The organism is Pseudomonas sp. B21-054, from assembly GCF_026016345.1.
Taxonomy (GTDB): Bacteria; Pseudomonadota; Gammaproteobacteria; order Pseudomonadales; family Pseudomonadaceae; genus Aquipseudomonas.
In genome coordinates this window covers 2,249,725-2,267,934 of the sequence record NZ_CP087204.1, presented here as the reverse complement: position 1 = coordinate 2,267,934, position 18,210 = coordinate 2,249,725, and the positions used below count along the sequence as shown (strand labels likewise).

The window sequence follows — 18,210 nt, the reverse complement described above, 5'->3', positions numbered from 1 at the left end:
CCCTGCTTGCTTAGAATTCATTTCCTCATACTTCCCGTAGCAAAAACCTAACAATCACAGCTTGCATTTTTCAGCCCTACGGCGATGGGCGAGATGGAAACCGCTACGTCCTATGGGTTTTGCTTGGCGGTAAAGTCAGGGCTGTGTGTTTAGATCCACCTGATTTCTCCCTCAATATGCAATGTTTGGCACGAGAATCGTCTATCCACAGCCTCGCTTCGGCTGCAACGAAGGGGGCGTTTTCGTAGCGGAAGCTTCTTTTTGCTCGCTCAGTGCCGGCTTTCTGCCAAAAAAAAGCCAACTGCCCTCCCCCCGCAGAGCTATGTCGATTTTAAGCGCTCAGTCCTCCTGAATTCGAATTTCCATCGGTAGTCGGGCAAATTCGTAACCACCTGACAAAATCCGCAAACTCCATATCCCGGCGATTTCTGCACCGAATTGCACAGCTATACACTGGGTAAAATTAGCAACAAGCCGATCCTCGCCCCTAATCACGTTGAACGGCAGTCTAAAAATCTCTTGTCCATTTGGATCATCAACAACAATAAAAAAGGTGAGTAAAAGAGAGGCCGGCACTTGCCCCATAGATACAACAACCGTCGCTGGCCAGACAACATCTGCTGGAAGCTGTGGAATAATCCAGCTCTCTGCGGCGCCTCCCAATACATAAAGCAGACCGCCCTTTGAATGTAATGCATCAGCGACCATGAGCGTCGACACAACAAGCCCGGAGTCAATTTCTGCGGATGTCACCTCCCGAGCTGCCGGGGGCATTGCGAAGCCTGGCTGCCCCCTCCCCCCTCCCTTAGCTACAATAGATCTAACTATCTTCCCGTCGGCTGTAACAAAGCGCAGTTCAGTGTTGCCTCCGTTACCGGAATGTTCACCAGGATGCCGCCCACTTTTTCCACCTTCACCAATGCACACCTCTATGGTTAACGGCTCTTCGGGAGAATCGAGCTGATCTAAAGAAAGCGTCGTGTAAACGCTTTCTCCTCCGCCACCTCCGCCGCCGCCCACCGCATTTTCACCTTCCGCACCTGCTCCGCCGCCGCCAGCTCCAGGGGACTCACCAGAGGGGAGCTTGTAATTCAAAACACCGTCGCTCTTCCATATGCTTTCGTAACGAATACTTCCACCGTTGCCACCATCCCCTGCTTTCGCGTTCTTCCCCACAACCCCGCCGCCTCCACCTCCAGCACCGGGGCCAGCGCCGCCTAAACCGCCAAGGTGCAAAACGGAGTTTTTGATCGTAATGCCATCTACAGACGCACGTAATGCCTCACTTGCCATCTCAGATGTAAGCATCCAACCTTGCCCTCCTATAGCATCGAACTCTTTGAGTTGTTCTTGCTTCCAGGTTCTGAGCAGATTAGGGGGAAATACATCCACTCGATTAGGTCGGTCGACCTCCCAAGCATGTTCAAGACAAAGTATTAGGAGGTTTCTTATCGAACGATTCTCCTCCTCTGTCATATCGGCGTCCCAACGTTCGCCCCCTTCACTACGAGCGCATATATGAGCAACATTGGAGTTCAAAAACCTCTCACCGGTTTCTGAATCAACCTTATATAGCGGCCGCTGGCATGATGGGTACGCACACCTGAACGCGTTGGCATAAAGCTCTTTCACTGTAGCTTGGGTCGGTGGGCGATGCTCAACAGGCATAACAGGGTCCTTTCAAATGGCCACAGGTAGTCTGAACTGGTTAACGTGCTGCTCTTTGAGGTCGCTCCCCTTGAGTCGATTCACTTCAACCAGCCTTCACCATCGTTACGAGCTTTTAAATCTGAAATCACTGCAAACTCTCGTGAAGAGACCAAGACAAGCTCTATTGTATTGCCACGAGTCATGGCTAGTCTTTTACGGGCCGCTTACTTACAGCGAACCATCCATAGCTGATCTAGTCTAGTCGTAAAGCTCCGACTCATCATGCCGCGCCGCATCCACCAATCTGGATTGACGGGCACGCTGGCTGATCGGAGTGTCCCCCTCCCCCATCGTCCGTTGATCTGGTCCAACACAGCCATTAGTTTCGTGGCGTCGGTTGGCTGGGAGGTGGCAAACAGGTCGTCGGTGTATTCCCCTTGATGACAGAGGTTCATCAACAGCACCTCGGCCTTGCTGTACTTGAACCCCGGCCGGAAAACCCGGTCGAGCGCGTCCACCGCCGCCTTGGTCAGTAGCCGCACATCATCAGTCGGGTACGGCATATCGATCAGTACACCGTTGGCATACTTCGCCTCCTCCGGGTTGAACATGCCGGTGCGAATGCTGACGCGGATCTTCTTGCACAGCGACTTCTGCGCCCTGAGCTTTTCCGAGGCTCGCATCATGTATGTGGCCACCGCTTCCTTGATCGGTGCCAGCTCCGTGAGCCGCTTACCGAACATCCGGCTACAGCAGATCTCCTGCTTCGGCGGATCCGGCTCGTCCAGCTCCAGGCACGGCGTGCCGGCCAGCTCGCGGGCGGTCTTCTCGATCACCACGCTGAACTTCTTGCGTAGCGTCCACGGGTCGGTTTTCGCCAGGTCCATCGCGGTTTTGATCCCCATGGCGTCCAGATGAAGTTTCATCTTACGACCGACGCCCCAGACCTCAGACACGTCGGTGTTGCGCAGCACCCAGTCACGCTTGAACGAATCGCAGATGTCGACCACGCCGCCCGTTTGCACCTGGAGCCGCTTGGCGGTGTAATTAGCCAGCTTTGCCAGGGTTTTGGTATGAGCGATGCCCACCCCGACGGGGATGCCGGTGCAGCGCAGCACATGGCTGCGGATCTTGCGGCCGAGGGCATCGCGGCCGTCGATGCCGGTAAGATCCGCAAAGGCCTCGTCGATGCTGTAGACCTCGACGGCCGGCACCATCGATTCAATGAGGGTCATCACGCGCTCGCTCATGTCGCCATAGAGTGCGTAGTTCGACGAGAACGGGACGATGCCGTGCTTCTGCAGCTTGTGTTTGATCTGGAAATACGGCTCGCCCATTTTCACGTAGGGCTTGGCGTCGTAGCTACGGGCGATCACGCACCCGTCGTTGTTGCTCAGCACCACGATGGGTACGCGGGCCAGGTCCGGGCGGAACACTCTTTCGCAACTGGCGTAGAAGCTGTTGCAATCGATCAGGGCGAAAACTGGTAGGGCTTTAGACATGGCTGCGCACGCTGCAGGTGATGATGCCCCAGATGACCAGTTCGTCGCCCTCGAGCACGTACCTCGGTGGGTACTTTGGGTTCTCCGACAGGAGAATCACCTCCTTCCCACGTATGCAAAGGCGTTTGCATACGGGTTCGTTGTTCAGCAGCGCCACGACGATATGGCCATGCATCGGTTCAATCGCACGGTCTACAACGGCCAAATCACCTTCAAAGATCCCAGCGCCCTGCATGCTCTCCCCGGCGATGGAAACCAGGTAAACATGCGGGGCGCGAATGTTCAGAACCTCATCCAATGAGATGTGAGCTTCGATGTGATCAGCCGCCGGAGACGGAAACCCCGCAGGCACACGAAACGAACATAGAGGCAGCTTCAACCCGCCCCCGTTGATCAGTCCTAGAATTGAAAAGCTCATGACGCACGACTTCCAAAAAACTGTACAAATATACAGTATCCTGTACAAGTATTACGGTCAATTTGCGTAGAAATCATCAGACAAGCGGCTTGGTGCAAACGTCTCGCGACCTTTGCATTTCGTCGCCTCGGTATCGCCCAGCACCAGGGCTCTCGATTACTGTATATCCAGACAGTATTCCATCAGCGATTCCCACCATGAACTTTGAACAGGCCAAGGCATTGAGACTTCAGCTCTGGCGCGCAGCTCTCGACGATCACGACTTCCGAACGCAAAACCCCGAGGCACACAGATATCACCTGCACGAGATCAGCGCCCGTCTCGCCGAGGAAAAGCTAATTGATCGAATGGAGCAGCTGGAGCTGGATGAAATGGCGAATGCCGCTTACTGGTACACGGTGGAAGAGCTGCAGTTGAACCCGATCCTCTATCGCGGTGCATGCGATTATGACGTTGTCCCTCAAGAGGGAGGCCGGAGGATCGGGACAATATTCCATTCGATCCTGCGCCTGGACGATAGCCGTGGCGATCCACTACGCCCCTATGATGGGAAAGTTTATCGGACTAAATCGGGATTAATTCTCAAGCACAGCTTTTCGACAGACGTCGGGCGCATAGAAGGTCTTACCCTGACGATGGACGATGGCCGACAGTTCGACTTGGTGGAGACGCAGCGAATGGTCTTGGGAAAGATGTATGGGGCGATTGAAGACCCAGACGCATACCGATGGATGGTCGACGTTATCCAGGTCGCAACTGAAAATCGGGATCTAGTAATCGTTGAAAGGATCAGGCCTTTTCTAGAGATGGCTAGGTTTATTCAGTGCTGGAAGTGTCTGGATCGGTTCGGCGAACGAGAGGATTGCCAGCTTTGCAGTGGTCTGGGGTTCGTCGAAAAAATGCGATGCCCGAGCAAACTTCCCGAGGAATGCCAAGGTCCACACCACAAGGCAGGCGAATCAGGGGAATGTGATGTGCGGCGGAGTCGAGGCAGCGGATCAGAATAAAGCTTACGAGCGGGTCAAGGTGTATTTCCCAAATCCCAAGGCTGCGATTCCCGTCCTACTTGAAGACGGGACTGATCTTGGGTGGGTGCGATGGGGCCGGCGCCGAGAGGAAACCGGCACAGGCCCATCTGGTGGTTGGGCGAAATGGGAGACCGTAGAACGGGGTGGCTGGGACAAATATCACCCGAAGCGCGCAGTCGGTCTCGTGCAGCGATACATGGAAAAGGATGGAGAACGGGTATCACACTGGTTCGATATGAACGAGGGCTACGGGTTGGAGTGCCTGGTGCTTGGCGACGACGAAAATCGGCGCGTTTACGTAATCACCACCTCCCCTCCGGCCGAGTACGCCTGGATTCATGATCGGTGGCCAATGATAGGGCGTATCCCTGCTGATGCCGCTGGATCACTCCCCTGAGGCCCCCCGTCATGTCACCAGCCCCGTCAGCTTTGGAGATTGTAGGGAGCGCGGAGAGGTTCCTCAAAACAATCCTCCCAGCGCCGCACGATCCCAGTTCATGATCACTAGTTCGCCGCTGATTTCAGCCTTGCCTTGACGCTGGTTCGTATTGCTGTACCGAATGTCCAACGTCTCAAAATGAAAGCCCTCGAACAGCCGGCGGATGTCCGGGTGATCGTTGATGCTGACCATTACTTTGCCCTTACAGCGACGCATGAAGTCAGCCATCCGCTCATAATTCTCGAACGGGAAATCCACGCCATATCCGGCGGTCTGCCAGTACGGCGGGTCCATGTAGTGAAACGTATGGGCGCGGTCATAGCGCTCAGCACAATCAAGCCAAGGGAGGTTTTCGACGTAGGTGCCGGACAGTCGCTGCCACGCGGCCGAAAGGTTTTCCTCGATCCGCAGCAGGTTGATGGCTGGACCAGTGGTCCTAGTTCCAAATGTCTGCTCCGTGACCCTGCCAGCGAAGGCATGGTGCTGCAGGTAGAAGAACCGGGCAGCGCGCTGGATGTCGGTGAGGGTTTCAGGACGGGTCATTTTCTGCCACTCGAACACCTGGCGGGAGCTGAGCGCCCATTTGAACTGGCGCACGAATTCTTCCAGGTGGTTCTGCACGACGCGGTAGAGCGTCACCAGGTCGCCGTTGATGTCGTTCAGGACTTCGATAGGCGCGGCCTGGGGTCGCATGAAGTAAAGCGCGGCACCGCCGGCAAAGACTTCGACATAGCATTCGTGAGGCGGAAAAAGCGGAATGAGGCGGTCGGCTAGGCGGCGTTTGCCGCCCATCCAGGGGATGATGGGAGAAGACATTGAAAGCAAGACCTTTACTGTATGGATAAACAGGTGCTAGGCTCGCCGCGCTTTGTGCACGGAGCAGGAGCCTTGGCTGGACTTGCAGGGACATCTGCAGGGACGGCGACCGGGTTAGATGTTGGCGCATCTGGTCCGGTCGCTCCTTTTCACTTCGGTGTTGAAACTTCTTTGGCATAGGCTTGGCAGGCCGCCAGGGCAATTAGCCCCCGGTCGCCGGCATCGGTGATGCCGACAATTCGTTGAGCATGCGCTGGGTCAAGTTGGGCGCGTGTGGCTCCATGAACCACGCGGCCGGTGCCGGCGGTGGCTGGCACTTCACAATTACCGGCGGTATCGGTTGCGTCGAGTAGGACTGACAGCCGGACATCAGCAGTAGCGAGGCGATCACGCAGGCGATCCTGGTCACGTTGGGCATCGGTAAGGACTCGGTAGTGGGTTTGCTCGCTGGCGGCTAGCCGCTGTTCCAGGGCCAGACGCTTGTCTTGTTCGGCACGCTGCTGCGCGGCCGAGGCCTGGGCGATTTGCTTGAGGGTTTCGGTGTGGAGCCGGGCTTGTTTTTCGAGCTGCAGACCATATCGCCAGCCCTGGACCGTCCAGGCGATGGCCGCCGAAGCGGCGACCAAAGCGCACAGTAAAAGCCCGGCGACCAGCACGCGGTATTGCAGCGGGATCAGGTCGACGAGACGCATAGCACAGCCCTCGCCCGCTCCCATAGCTGCAGCCGATCCTGCAGGCCGTTGAGTCCACCGTTGATTTTCCGGGTGATCGTTTCGAACTCATCACGGTCAGCCAGCACGTTCAGCTCTCTGACCCACCAGAACCATGCAGCCGACTCAGCCGCCCATTGGGGCAGCTCCAGCAGTTCGGGCGTGCGCAACAGACGCTCGTCACCGAACAGCGCCAAGCTGCAGCGTAGGTAATTGTGGGTACCGGTAATCTGGATTAAGCCGCGACCACGATAGCGCTGGCCATCTCCGTCGGGCTCGGGGTGTTGCCGAGTTTCAAAGCCAGCGAACCGGTGTCGTATTTGCTGAGGTATTGATCGCCGCCCAGCTCGCGCACGTACTGCAGTTGGCCGGACTCATGCCCAACTTGGGCTAGGAATGCCGCCTGCCGTTTGGGGGTATCGATCTGTCGGTGGGCCATGGCGGCGTTCAGGGCCGAAACAAAAACGCCCGCTTGGCGGCGGGCGTTGGGCATGATCCGTTGTAGTTGCTGCTCGGTAATAGACATGGGGGGCTCCAAAAAAAAGCCCGCTCGGTGGCGGGCTGCGATTGTATTTGATGGTAGTGCTGGGCTCGTCTAAAGCTGGACGACCTTGACCGGCTTAGCTTCCTTCTTCTTTTTCTTCCCCTTGGCATTGGCCTTGCCCTTCTTACCGCCATTGCACTCGACCACGGTGGTCCAGCCCGCAGGGGTGAACATCTGTTCCACTGCATCCGCCAGATACTCTCCATCGAGGCCGGGCTTGATGCCCTGGACCACGATAAGTCGCTCGGCAAAAACATCGGTTCGCCCGGCCATTTCCAGGCGCACGCCGGCAGTACTGCGGTTGAACGCAGCCAAGCGCGCCTTTGCGGCCTGCTCGGCGGCGGATTTGTTTGGGTAGATATGACGGTCGGTATGCACGGCGGGCAGCCCATCGGGCAAATCCTTGTTATCCAGCTCCACCACTTTCAGGGCGCCGCTTTTCTTGTCTTGATGCTTGGTGCGTACGGCCTTCTGCGCGTTGCGATCACCGAGGCTAAATTGGTACCGGCTCAGGTCCGAACGCTGGAGCACCACCGGACTCAGGTTTTTGCCGCTCGCGGTTTGTCCGCCTTGGCGGGGCATCACTAACAGTTTGCCGTCGGCCAGTTTGGCCGTGCAGTCATACTGCTTGGCCAGGCGGGTGATGAAGTTGTAATCGGACTCATTAAGCTGATCGACACGGGGCACCTTCGCCAACACAGGGCACACTGGCTGCCAGCCGTTGCGCGCCGCCACATCGCGCACAATCTGTTGTAACGCCACGTTTTCCCACGAGCTACTGCGCACGGTTTTACCGCTACCGCGCATGTCACTGGCCTTGCCCTGAATACTCATGGTATCGGGCGGCCCGGACACCACGATCTTGTCGACGGTGTATTTTCCCAAACGCGTCAGCGCGTGCCCGACATATCCCAGGTAAACCTCAATGCGTGCGCCGCGTGCAGGCAACGCGACCGCTTGATCACGATCATCAATGCGCAACTCAAACTCGTCCGACTCCATTCCCTGCTTGTCGGAAATGCGCAGATCCAACAACCGGTCGTTAATCAGCGTGGTGATGTCCTTGCCGTCCGCGACAATGCGAAAGGTAGGCTTCATTGATGACACTCCTGATGAAAGAAACCCCGCACAAGGCGGGGTCCGTGGGATGAGACGACAGGGATTAATCCCACAATTGGACCTCCTCCAGCGTCTGCGCTGGCAGATCCGGCAACAGGATGATCACACCAGCGTGAAACGGCTGAGGCTCATCGGCCAGGCCTTGATTGGCGGCAAGCACGGCCTCCACCGTGCCATTTAGATGGCCGTAGTAGTGATGACAGATGGTGTCCAACAGATCCCCGTCAGACGTTCTGCAGGTCGTCGCCATAGCTCACAAACTCCAGTGAAAAGGATTGCTTCCGTGGGATGCCACCGGCGAGCAGATGGCTTTGTTCTTCCTCGATGTTGAGCAAGCACCAGGTACCCAGCACTTCGCCGTAGCCGGTGGTCAGGTTCACCGGCTGCAGACGGCCGCCGATGGTGCGCAGGGTATCCAGCTGTTTGAGCCCTCCTTTGAAGCCAGGGAAAATCGCCCCCTTGAGGGTGATCTTGTCCTCTCCCTGGCCGACCGCCTGCTGGGCAATGCTGCGCGTCAGGCGCTCCTGGCCAGCCCAGCGGAACGATGTCTGCCGACGCAGTTCCTCGAACGCCGCCGTGTCCAGGTTGAAGTAGTACGGCTGGGCGTTCGGCTCCAGCGGCTGCATGATCAGCAGGTGCGGGAAGGGTTTCACCGCTTCTGCAGCTGGGGTCAGCTGCGGAGTGAATGCCCCCGTGGGCATGATGTTGCCCAGCGAGGGGCTTACCTGTCCGGCAATGCGGTTGATCGCCGCGCCCGCCTTCCCCGCCTGTTCCTTGAGCGAGCCCAGCCGTTCCTGCACCTGACTGGCGGCGTTGACGGCCTGATTGTATTTGGCCGCCACCTGCCCTACGGCGGACTGTGCTGCGTTGATGGCTCGCATGGTCCGCTGGACCTTGGCGCCGATGGCTGGACCGATGAAGGGCACGCCGTCCAGCTCCGAGGCGGCGCCGGTCATGTCGCTGATGGCGCCGTTGAGCGGCCCCAGCATGCCGTCGAGGCTGGTACGGCCAGACTCCCCCGCCGCAAGCAGCGATTTCAGCACCGATTGCATTTGCTCCATGTAGGCCATGGCATCTCCTTAAACGTGCGGCGCATCGAACAATTGATTTGACGATTGGCGGGCAAGCGTCTCGCGAGAGAACGCCTCCATAAGCTGACGCAAGTGTGGCTCCAGTTCCCGAGCCAGTTGCGCGGGGTCCTTCACATCGCCTTGAACGGTGATGGAGACATTCGGCGCGAAGCTGAAAGCCTGCTCAACCTTTGGCGACACGGACGGTGTGGGTTCAGCTGGCTTGGCGACCTCGGGAGGCTTGGCCTCTTCAGCCTTGGCCTCACTGCCAAACCAGGACTTGCCCAAGAAGCTGCCGATACTCTCCCCACCCAGGCCGCCCAAAGCGGCGCCGATTGCGCCGCCAATGGCTGTACCGATGATCGGCACGACCGAACCGATAGCGGCCCCTGCTGCACCGCCGGCTAGGGCACCCGCAAAACCTCCCGCAGCCCCGCCATAGCCCTCGGCTTTTTCGTCCTGGGTCGTGGCGTTGAGCGCGGTATCAATGACACCCACCCCAGCATCCAGAACCGAACCGCCAGGGATACGCTTAGTGGCTCGGGTGACACCTCTGAGCGAGTGAACTGCCCGGCCAAGCGAACCACTGGGCACCGCCTCCGCCGCAGCAGCCATAGGGACAGCCGCCAGAAGGCCGGCCTTTGGCATCACCGACGCGGCGGCGGGCATTGGTACTGCCGGGACGCTGGGCGCCCTGGCGGGTACCCGCCGACGCGAGATTGTCCCAATGCCCGTACGTCGACCACGTCGGCCACGCTGACGCCTGCCAGCACCACCTCCGGGGCCTGCACCTGGGTCGGAGCCCGCCCGGCCTATTGCATCGGCATTGACGACAAAAACACGCTGCGGCTCATTGCTGATTCCTGCTGCTGGATCGGTGCCAGCGCCCATCAACTTGCCGAGAACACCCAAGCCCCTATCCACTGTCTTGTTACCGGTTTTCGGAACCTTGGCGACTGCATCACCGAGGGCACCAGCACCACGCTCCATCGCCCGGCCGCGACTGATGTTGTACAAGCCCTTACCAATCTTGACGGCGCCGGCTGCCGTCTTGAGCGCTATCAACCCAGCGGTGATGCCGGCGATACCGAGCACCACCGGTTGCGCGCCATCCGACAGTTTCGTTAACCCACGGACAATCGAAGTGAGGCCCTGAGCGACTGCATCGGTTGCTGGGCGGATGGCGTCACCGATGCTACGCATCCCATCGCTGACCGCCTGGCCCAGCTCGTCCCACATCTGTTTCGAGGTTTCGCGCCGCTCGGCCAGGTTCTTGTCCAGGATCCCGCCGGAGGATTGCGAATCTTTCTTCAGTTGCTCGTACAGCTGCTTATTTTGCGAATAGGCCGTGAGTGCTGCCTTGACCTGCATGTCGGCGAACAGATCACCAGTTCGCAGGGACTTCTCCAGCGCATCAAGTGCAGCCTTGGCTTTCTCCGGATCAGCCTCCTTGCTGATCTTCGCCTGGGCCTCGGCCATTTTTGCGGCTTTGGCCGGGTCAGTGGCCTGGATATATTTCATGGCCAGAGCAAAGCTGGATTCCAGGGTCGACATGCCCTTTTGAATGCCAGTATTGAGCGAGGCCTGATAATCGATGCCAGCGTCCTTGTACGCCTTGACCACATCGCTCGAACCGATCTTCTCCATCCAGTTCTTGAGGTTGTTGGCCGCCTCGTCCGAACCACCGGCAGTTTTCATCTGGACCTGGAGCATCGCGCCCAGGGAGCTGACAGCGTCCATGCCGGTGCTGCCATTCTTCTCCATGGTGGCCAGCAGTTGAGGAAACCACCGGGCCATGTCGCTGGCCTCAAAGCTACCCGCCTGCCCCTGGAAGGCGATGGCCTCCAGCGCCTGCTGCATCACCTTGGGGTCATTGATCTTGGCGTTTTGTTGCAGCGCCATGATCATGCTGGCCGTGTCGACGCCCGACGCGCCCTGGCCGATGGCGAACTTGGCCGCCGTCGGCGCGTAGGCCATGGCTTGCTTGAGGTCCATACCGGCACCGACCAGCTGATTCACCAGATCCGCCACATCGTTTCGAGCCATGCCCGTATCGCGTGAGGTCTGGATTACCGTCTGGTTAAGCTGTGCTTCCTGTGGTTTGTTGACCACGTCGGCCTTGATGGCGATGTCGCGGATAATCGCTTGATAGTCTGCGCTGATCTTCGTGGGGATCGCGGCAAGGCCAGTGGCAACGACGCCTTGACCAATGCTCGACGTAAGCCCTTTCTTGCCGGCATCAAGCTGTTGATGCCCTTTGAGCTGCAGATCGGCAGCCTTGGCGGCTTGGCCGAGCCTCTGGTATTCCTGGCCCAACCGGCCCACCTGAACACCCTGCTTGCGCAGGGCATCAAGGTTGCCGTTGAGCTTGCGCAACAGGCCGTCCGCCGAGGCAGCGCCCGTTTCGTGCGCCCGCTTCCATTCATCACGCAGACGGATGGTTTCGCCTATGGTGCTCTTGAGCACCTTGGCCTTGTTGCCTTTGTCCTCCAGCTTTCTGATATGCCCTTCAACCGTGCGAAAGGCAGACCCCACCGTCGAACTGACGGCGCCGCCAATCACCAGCGATAACGCCAGCTTGCTTGCCATCGACTACCCCTTGTTCAATCCGAGAGCCACCAGACCATGTCAGAGAACGGCATGGTCTGGATTTCTTCAGAGGAAAAATTCAGCTCGGCGGCTAAGCGCTTAGCGAGTTGCTTCTGCACTGCCTGGGTGAAGTTCATCTTCTTGCACCAGACGAAAATAACCGGCCTGCAAGCGGGCGTAGTCCTTCAGGGCCATGCCGTCCAGATCCTTGGTGCCCACCTCGGCCAGCGAGGCGAACAGGTTCAAATCCTGTTGTTCCTCATCGTTGGGCGCGGTTTGCCGGGCCACACGAAGGTCACGCACCGTCGGTGCTCGCAGGCTCAGCGTATCGACACGCACGCCATTGGCCTCGACTGGGACGGTCAGTTTCACGGTGACGCGGTCAGCGGCCAGAGTCATCCAGCTTGGAGTTTCAGTATTGCTCATGGTGATGTTTCCTTGAATTCAAGAGAGGGGATCAGACGCCCAGGGCCGAGCGTTGGGCAGCGAGTTGGTCAACGCCGTTGATTACTCGGCGCATACCGATAGGATCGATCTCGTAGACGGTTCGGCCGTCGACTTCGAGCTTGTAGTAGGTCAGCCCGACGGCATGTTTGATTTCAGCTTTGTCGCCCGCTTTCCAGTCGCCCATGTCGACCTCTTTCAACGTGCCGCGCAGGGTGACGATGACCGGCGTGACTTTGCCTTTGAGCCCTTTGTAAGCCCCCCGGAACGTGCCGTTGAACGAGGTCCCGTCAGCCAAGCCAAAGAAATTCAACGACTCACGGCGCACGCCCGTGGTGGTGAAGTTCGCCTCCTGCTTTTCCATGCCCATGTCCAGTTCGACCGGCGCGTCCATGCCGCCGCCGCGATGCTCTTCCATCTTGAGCGTGAGCTTGGGCAGCGTCAGGCTCGGCACGTCGCCCTGGAAGCTGACGCCGTCTACAAACAAGTTCAGGTTCGCCAGGGTTTCGGGAATCATTGCCATTGAGGTCGCTCCTTAAGCGGCGGTGTCGAGGACTTCGGTCAGCCATTGGTTGGTGACCTCTACGCGGAAGTTAGGGTTTTCTGCCGGAGGAACATCGGTGAAGCGGATGTTCCAGTACACCCTGCCCAGCTCCAGCTGGCTGGCCGTGTTCAGCTCCGGATCGGCAAACACCTCGAAGTTGATGATTGCGCCTAGGGCTTTGAGGTCGCGCATGAAGGCTTGCAGCCCTTCGGTCACGTCCTTGATGTAGGTCCCGGTAATGGAGCGGTCCACCGCCCATTTGTGGGCGTACAGAATCGCGTCCATGACGATGTCCATGGTTCGCACGCGAGTCACGAAGGCCCACTTCGGATCGCTCGACAGGGTGCGATTGCCCCACAGGCGGTAGCCATCGTCGCGAATGATCGTGGTGATCTTGGCGTTGTTGAGCAGGTTGGCCCGGCAGGTTTCGTCCCCATCCAAAAACTCAATCGGGCGCGAGGTACCGGTGATGCCGACAAATTCCTTGTTCGAAGGCGAAGCCCAGAAGCCATATTCCCTGTCGGTCCAGGCGAACAAACCCGCCACCCAGGCAGAGCCCGGCGCATCGACCGTGGCGTCCGCCGTGGTGTCCCAATACTGCACACCTGGGTCAACCAGAAATGCCCGCTTGGCGCCGAAGTTCTCGGCGTACGCCATAACGGCCTCATCGGTGGTGTTCGGGCCGTCGAGGATGGCCAGCCCCCGCAGTTTGTCAGCCAGCGCAACCAGGGCCGTACCGACCGCCAGTGTCGAGCTGTGTTTGGGGGTCACCAACAGCCGCGGCTGCGCGTTGAACCGACTCTTACCATCCAGCAGCGCTTGCAGGCCAGTACGCTTACCGTTGGCTTGTACACCGCCGATGATTGCCGAGGTCTGTTCAGCAGGATCCGCAACCTTGGCCACGCCGCACGCGACGATCACCGCCTTGGCTCGGGTGTAGATGGCCTGGCAGGCTTTGGTCATTGCCGAGTCAGGACCGAACGCGGCCACCGCTTCGCGCTCATTGGTGATCATCACCAGATCATTCGGCTGCGCGGTGTAGGCCGGCGCCGGCACGAAGGTGTCCACCAGTCCGATGATCGAGGACGACGGCAATGCAATAACGCGAGCACCGGTGTCCACGTTCGTGACGGTCACGCCATGAAAGAAGCTCATAGATTCTCCAGATACGAAAAAGCCCCGCAGCGCGAGGCTTTGTTTGTGGTGAAGCGGAAAAGAAAACGCCCCGTCAGTGCGGGGCGTCTAATGGGACTGCTGGCCTATCCAAGCCGGTGCAATTGGACGGTGTTCTGTAAGCGGAAACTCGGCGCCCTGCGGCCATTTGCGCAGTTCTTGTCGGTACGCTTGCAGCTCTGTGTACTGTTCGACGGTCAGCGTGGTGGCGCCACCGGCTTCCGCTTCGTCACGGTGGCGTGAAACCAGCGGATCCGTTAACGCTAGTTGCGCATCACGCCAGGCGCGCTCAATAGCTGCCAACACCTCAGCGCTAGGCAGCGGCCGCTCGATAAGAATAGGGCCGCCGTACTCATCAGCAGCGATGGCCATTCCAGCAGATTGCCCATCCATGAGCGCGCGGTGATCCTCAGCGGAAACCTCGACGCAACCCTCTGGAATAGAGCTGTGCACGGCTGAGTCGTAGAAACCAGACTTGGCTGCATTAAAAAAGATCATGATCAATATCCCCATACACGCCAGGTTACGAATTGAGTCACAGACGTGGTCGGCCCCGTGTTCGCGCTTACTAAAATAGTACTGAGACTGGTGACGTTTCGCCGCGCAGCTGCCGTGGCGAACTCACCGGCTCCGGCTGCTGCGGCGACGGCGGGAGATGCGACCATCCCGAGAATAGCGTTGGGGAAAGCAGTGGGAAGGGTGATGATCTGCTCGGTGTTATCTACGACAGAGACACCGCCCCATTGCTCGATCAGACCAGATGGGAGTTTCTGGTATCCGTTCGGCGCGGCAGACAAGGCAAATTCCACCGCGTACTTCAGAGCCGACACCCCTCTTCAACGACCCACTGACCGTTACCTACCGTGATGACAAGGTTAGAGGCGGACTGCATAGTTACCGAGGTCAGCAGTCCACTACCAAAGGCGGAAATAATATCTGCACCTTGCCGAACAACAGTGACCACTCCCTGGGTCGCGTTGAACAGATAAAACTTGGCTCCGGTAGGCACAGAATCAACCGGCGGAAGGGTCAACGTCCCTGATGCAGATAACACAATACGGTTGCCGGCGTGCGAGGCATTCAGTGTTGCAGGCAGTGCCGGGATACCCATAGTCCCGGCAAAATTCCCCTGTGCCCGCTGCACAAACTCAGTTGTAGCCAGCAACTTGCTGTTATCGAATTGAGGCGGTGTATTTGCCGTAGGATTTATCAACGCCGGGGAATTGATAGGCGCAAAGCCCTGGGTGATGTTCTGGAACGCTAAGGCGGTGGTACCGAGAACAATCGAACCATCCGTGACCAACTGCCAGCGAGTATCGGCCTGGGTAGTCCCCTGCTCCACCGACACCAGCAAGGCCGATGTAACTTCGGCGTTGTTATCGGCATCCAGCGAGCGCGACCAAGACCCAGCAGCGGCGACATACAAGCCGTTGTCCTTGGCCGCCGTCTGGTTTTTAACCAGAACTCGATCCCCGTCTACCAAGGCGACCCCGTCGAGCGTCTGGAGACCAGACAATACGATATTGGCGGTACTCGCGACGCGAACCGATTGTTTGGTGTCGAGTTTGCCCAGCTCTTCGAAAATGCGCGAATCGACATACTCTCGCGTGGCCAGCACCACCGAAGGGTCAATCTTGAGCGTGACATTGCCGGCGCTGGACACGATTAAGTTCATCCGCACCACTTGCGTGCGGCCGGAACCTTGCGTCAACACCGGCTTGAAGCTCGGCGCGCAATTTGCCACCGCCACCAGATCACCATCGGCGTCATACAGCCCAATTTCGCGAATCCACTTACCGCCCTCATCAGCCGGAATAACCTGCTCGGCAATGATCACTGCCGGGTTCACCGGGTCCACCTTGAGTTGATTTAACGGCCGGCGTCGCCATTCGTTGATCAGCCTGGTTTGAGCTGCATTGGGGATAGGATCCGTGCCATTGGCATCGCCTACGCCCATATCAGTGATTTTCCAAGGAATGCCGAGCGCGTCGGCGTTCGCCTGCTTGGCCATCCCCACGTTCGTAAGGATGGCGAAGAACTGCGAGTTCGCATCAATCATGGTAAACATCCAGGGTATCTATGGAGTGTTCGCGACCCACCACGCCGAAACGGCCCGTGACTTCAATGTCACGCATAACCGGTGGGTACACGTCGATTTCATCGCCTTCGTAGAGGGCAGCGCCGATGTTCAATCGGCCTTGTGTTTCGAGGCTGATCGCCAGCCCGGTCAAATGCCTACTAACCGGCCGGGCGTCGTCAATCAGCCACGTCAGCTCCCGATAGGTCTCTTCGCTGATACCTTCATCAGAAACGCCGATTTTTAAGGCGAACGTACCCGGCACACCCATGGGTTGGGTCTTGAACCACTCGACCACCTCAATGAGATAACCAAACGGCTCAACCACCCGACGCAAGGCGCCGATGGTGCCCTTATGGGCATGGACGTAGAACGAAGAACGAATCACTGAGCGCTTGACCTCCTCGGGCCACGCCTCGTCCCAGCGATCCACGGACCAGGCCCACGCCAACTGGTAAAGCAGGTGGGCAGGACATGTGTCCGGGTTGTACAGCGTTCTGAGCGGTACCTCTGTGGTTTCATCGATAGCCGCTTCGATAGCCCTTTCAAGCTGGGTACTGTTGAGCGGTAGCAAGCTTTTCATCAGCCACCCCGCGTTACGCTAAAGCCCGAACACCACGCCGCTTGAGCCTTCGAGGGTCGGATATCCTCCCACCCAGGGATCTCTACACGAGCCACGCCACTGACATGGACTTGCGCATCAATGGCTGAACGAGCCACCTCCACCCCCAAGCGTCGGCGTGGATTGAGCCAGGCTTGCAGGCGCGCCTTGCACTCCGCCAACGCCGCCTCGTTTTCCGGTCCAGTACCGGCCATGTACACAACAGCATCGATTCGATAAGGCAGGATCTCAGCGCCCTGCACCGTCAGCCGGTCAGCAACCGGCCGCCGGTCATCATCGCTAAGGTAGGTTTCGACCTCGGCTAATAGCTCGGGGCTGGCCGTGCCGTCGCCTTCAAGGGACAGCACCGTCACTACCACCTCCGCAGGCGCCGGGCTTTCGGCCGTGGCATCTGCCACCAGGCCCGAAGCGTTTCGTGCGTGCAGGATGTAGCTGTTTCGGGGGCCGGCCGTGGTCAGCCCTTCGTATACCAGCTGGACCCGCTCGCGCAGGGCGTCGTCCTCCTCCATCACCGCCGACACGGGCGGAACGGCGGAGAGATCCTCGGCTTGAACAACCAAGCGTTTGAGCCCTACGTTGGCTGCCAGATGATCAAGGTCGGCCCGCTTTGCAAAAGCCAGCAGCAACGCTTTACCGGCATCGTTGACCCGCGCCCGGTTCTGCATGCGTCGATAAGCGCCCAGCTCCAGCAGCTTCGTCACCGGATCGCTTTCAAGAAGCGCCGTCCAGTTATCGCCCATGTATTCGCGAAACGCCGACAGCTCCCCTTGATAGAGTTCTTCGAAATCCAGGCTTTCCAACACTTGCGGCGCTGGCAGCGCCGAAAGGTCGATAGTGCTCATACGTTCACCTCCAGCACTACGCCGTCGCCCATATATGATCCCGTCAGCTGCAGGGTGATTTGGCCATCCACCACCGCAGTGACCCGCACGCGCTCCAACTTCAAACGGGGCTCCCAACGCCCCAGGGCGCGGGCGACTTCGGCCTGCACCGCGCTTTTCCAGCCCTCGTTCACCGGCAGGTCGACGTAACGGCGCGAATGGCTGCCGTACTCCGGACGCATGCGGCGACTGCCTACCGGCGTGCTGAGAATGTCTTCCACGGACTGCCGCAGATGCGCCGAACCTGACAGCGGCTGCCCCGTACGACGGTCCATTCCGATCATGGTGTTTACTCAGTCAGCGGTTGCAGATCCGGGTGGGCCTTCAAGAAGGCGTATTGCTCATCGCCGCACGCTGTCACCTGACCGGCGACCACCGGTACCGGCTGGCCGTCGGGCATGATGAGAGTGCGTGAGGTGAATCGCGTGTCGCGAAACACCCGCGCCGGGCCGATGCTTGAGGGCGGCTCGGCTGGTGCAGGCCCAGGCATTGCCGCTTCGGCAGTTGTTCGCTCATGCTCTGTTCGTACTTTGCTCATATGGACTACTCCAGAAATGCAAAAAACCGCACGCGGCGGGTTGTGG

19 protein-coding genes and 2 pseudogenes are annotated in these 18,210 nt (G+C 58.7%); 1 reads left to right on the top strand and 20 read right to left on the bottom strand.

Annotation, left to right across the window (positions count from 1 at the left end):
- Positions 1 to 339: 339 nt before the first annotated feature.
- The 3 genes from LOY70_RS10115 to LOY70_RS10105 all read right to left on the bottom strand — a co-directional run bounded on the left by LOY70_RS10115 (position 340) and on the right by LOY70_RS10105 (position 3,570).
- Positions 340 to 1,668: a glycine-rich domain-containing protein gene (locus tag LOY70_RS10115; RefSeq protein WP_265035963.1), complete on the bottom strand. Its 1,329-nt coding sequence runs from the start codon at positions 1,666 to 1,668 to the stop codon at positions 340 to 342.
- Between the two features lie 206 nt (positions 1,669 to 1,874).
- Positions 1,875 to 3,152, bottom strand: a complete 1,278-nt coding sequence (gene umuC, locus LOY70_RS10110; protein WP_265035961.1) for a translesion error-prone DNA polymerase V subunit UmuC — start codon at positions 3,150 to 3,152, stop codon at positions 1,875 to 1,877.
- Complete coding sequence (locus LOY70_RS10105) at positions 3,145 to 3,570, bottom strand: LexA family protein (RefSeq protein ID WP_265035959.1); 426 nt, start codon at positions 3,568 to 3,570, stop codon at positions 3,145 to 3,147. Before LOY70_RS10105 ends, umuC begins: the two co-directional genes overlap by 8 nt.
- 197 nt (positions 3,571 to 3,767) lie before the next feature.
- On the opposite strand from LOY70_RS10105, the gene LOY70_RS10100 reads away from it, so the two are divergent.
- Complete coding sequence (locus tag LOY70_RS10100; RefSeq protein WP_265035957.1) at positions 3,768 to 4,577, top strand: hypothetical protein; 810 nt, start codon at positions 3,768 to 3,770, stop codon at positions 4,575 to 4,577.
- A gap of 481 nt (positions 4,578 to 5,058) precedes the next feature.
- Here LOY70_RS10100 and LOY70_RS10095 read toward each other — a convergent pair whose 3' ends face one another.
- The 17 genes and pseudogenes from LOY70_RS10095 to LOY70_RS10020 all read right to left on the bottom strand — a co-directional run bounded on the left by LOY70_RS10095 (position 5,059) and on the right by LOY70_RS10020 (position 18,164).
- Complete coding sequence (locus LOY70_RS10095) at positions 5,059 to 5,853, bottom strand: DNA adenine methylase (protein WP_265035955.1); 795 nt, start codon at positions 5,851 to 5,853, stop codon at positions 5,059 to 5,061.
- 149 nt (positions 5,854 to 6,002) lie between these two features.
- On the bottom strand, positions 6,003 to 6,545 hold the full coding sequence (locus LOY70_RS10090; RefSeq protein ID WP_265035953.1) for a lysis protein: 543 nt from the start codon (positions 6,543 to 6,545) through the stop codon (positions 6,003 to 6,005).
- Positions 6,527 to 7,089: pseudogene (locus LOY70_RS10085) on the bottom strand (glycoside hydrolase family 19 protein). The gene LOY70_RS10090 and the pseudogene LOY70_RS10085 overlap by 19 nt, the downstream one beginning before the upstream one ends.
- Positions 7,090 to 7,158: 69 nt before the next feature.
- Positions 7,159 to 8,205 carry a phage late control D family protein gene (locus tag LOY70_RS10080; RefSeq protein ID WP_265035951.1) on the bottom strand — a complete coding sequence of 349 codons (1,047 nt, stop codon included), beginning with the start codon at positions 8,203 to 8,205 and terminating at the stop codon, positions 7,159 to 7,161.
- Between the two features lie 64 nt (positions 8,206 to 8,269).
- A complete protein-coding gene (locus tag LOY70_RS10075) occupies positions 8,270 to 8,476 on the bottom strand; it encodes a tail protein X (protein ID WP_265035949.1) in 207 nt (68 codons plus the stop codon).
- Positions 8,451 to 9,296 carry a phage tail protein gene (locus LOY70_RS10070; protein ID WP_265035947.1) on the bottom strand — a complete coding sequence of 282 codons (846 nt, stop codon included), beginning with the start codon at positions 9,294 to 9,296 and terminating at the stop codon, positions 8,451 to 8,453. The genes LOY70_RS10075 and LOY70_RS10070 overlap by 26 nt, the downstream gene beginning before the upstream one ends.
- A gap of 9 nt (positions 9,297 to 9,305) precedes the next feature.
- Positions 9,306 to 11,885 carry a phage tail tape measure protein gene (locus LOY70_RS10065; protein WP_265035946.1) on the bottom strand — a complete coding sequence of 860 codons (2,580 nt, stop codon included), beginning with the start codon at positions 11,883 to 11,885 and terminating at the stop codon, positions 9,306 to 9,308.
- 99 nt (positions 11,886 to 11,984) lie between these two features.
- Positions 11,985 to 12,311 (bottom strand): phage tail assembly protein, encoded by a 327-nt coding sequence (locus LOY70_RS10060; protein ID WP_265035944.1) that lies wholly within the window; start codon positions 12,309 to 12,311, stop codon positions 11,985 to 11,987.
- 31 nt (positions 12,312 to 12,342) lie between these two features.
- Positions 12,343 to 12,852 (bottom strand): phage major tail tube protein, encoded by a 510-nt coding sequence (locus LOY70_RS10055; protein ID WP_265035943.1) that lies wholly within the window; start codon positions 12,850 to 12,852, stop codon positions 12,343 to 12,345.
- A 12-nt stretch (positions 12,853 to 12,864) separates the two neighbouring features.
- Positions 12,865 to 14,028, bottom strand: coding sequence for a phage tail sheath family protein (locus LOY70_RS10050; RefSeq protein WP_265035942.1), 1,164 nt, complete (start codon positions 14,026 to 14,028; stop codon positions 12,865 to 12,867).
- Between the two features lie 87 nt (positions 14,029 to 14,115).
- Positions 14,116 to 14,544, bottom strand: a complete 429-nt coding sequence (locus LOY70_RS10045) for a phage tail assembly chaperone (protein ID WP_265035941.1) — start codon at positions 14,542 to 14,544, stop codon at positions 14,116 to 14,118.
- A gap of 2 nt (positions 14,545 to 14,546) precedes the next feature.
- The gene (locus tag LOY70_RS30110; RefSeq protein ID WP_413776629.1) at positions 14,547 to 14,855 is read right to left on the bottom strand and encodes a gp53-like domain-containing protein; all 309 of its coding nucleotides are present in this window, start codon (positions 14,853 to 14,855) and stop codon (positions 14,547 to 14,549) included.
- A gap of 251 nt (positions 14,856 to 15,106) precedes the next feature.
- Positions 15,107 to 16,105, bottom strand: a pseudogene (locus LOY70_RS10040) (phage tail protein); the annotation flags it as partial.
- Complete coding sequence (locus LOY70_RS10035; protein ID WP_265035939.1) at positions 16,098 to 16,706, bottom strand: phage tail protein I; 609 nt, start codon at positions 16,704 to 16,706, stop codon at positions 16,098 to 16,100. The pseudogene LOY70_RS10040 and the gene LOY70_RS10035, both read right to left, overlap by 8 nt.
- Positions 16,706 to 17,587, bottom strand: a complete 882-nt coding sequence (locus LOY70_RS10030; RefSeq protein ID WP_265035937.1) for a baseplate J/gp47 family protein — start codon at positions 17,585 to 17,587, stop codon at positions 16,706 to 16,708. Before LOY70_RS10030 ends, LOY70_RS10035 begins: the two co-directional genes overlap by 1 nt.
- Positions 17,584 to 17,910 (bottom strand): GPW/gp25 family protein, encoded by a 327-nt coding sequence (locus LOY70_RS10025; protein WP_265035936.1) that lies wholly within the window; start codon positions 17,908 to 17,910, stop codon positions 17,584 to 17,586. The genes LOY70_RS10030 and LOY70_RS10025 overlap by 4 nt, the downstream gene beginning before the upstream one ends.
- Before the next feature lie 5 nt (positions 17,911 to 17,915).
- Entirely contained in the window at positions 17,916 to 18,164 is a 249-nt protein-coding gene (locus tag LOY70_RS10020) for a hypothetical protein (protein ID WP_265035935.1), read from the bottom strand.
- Positions 18,165 to 18,210: the final 46 nt, after the last annotated feature.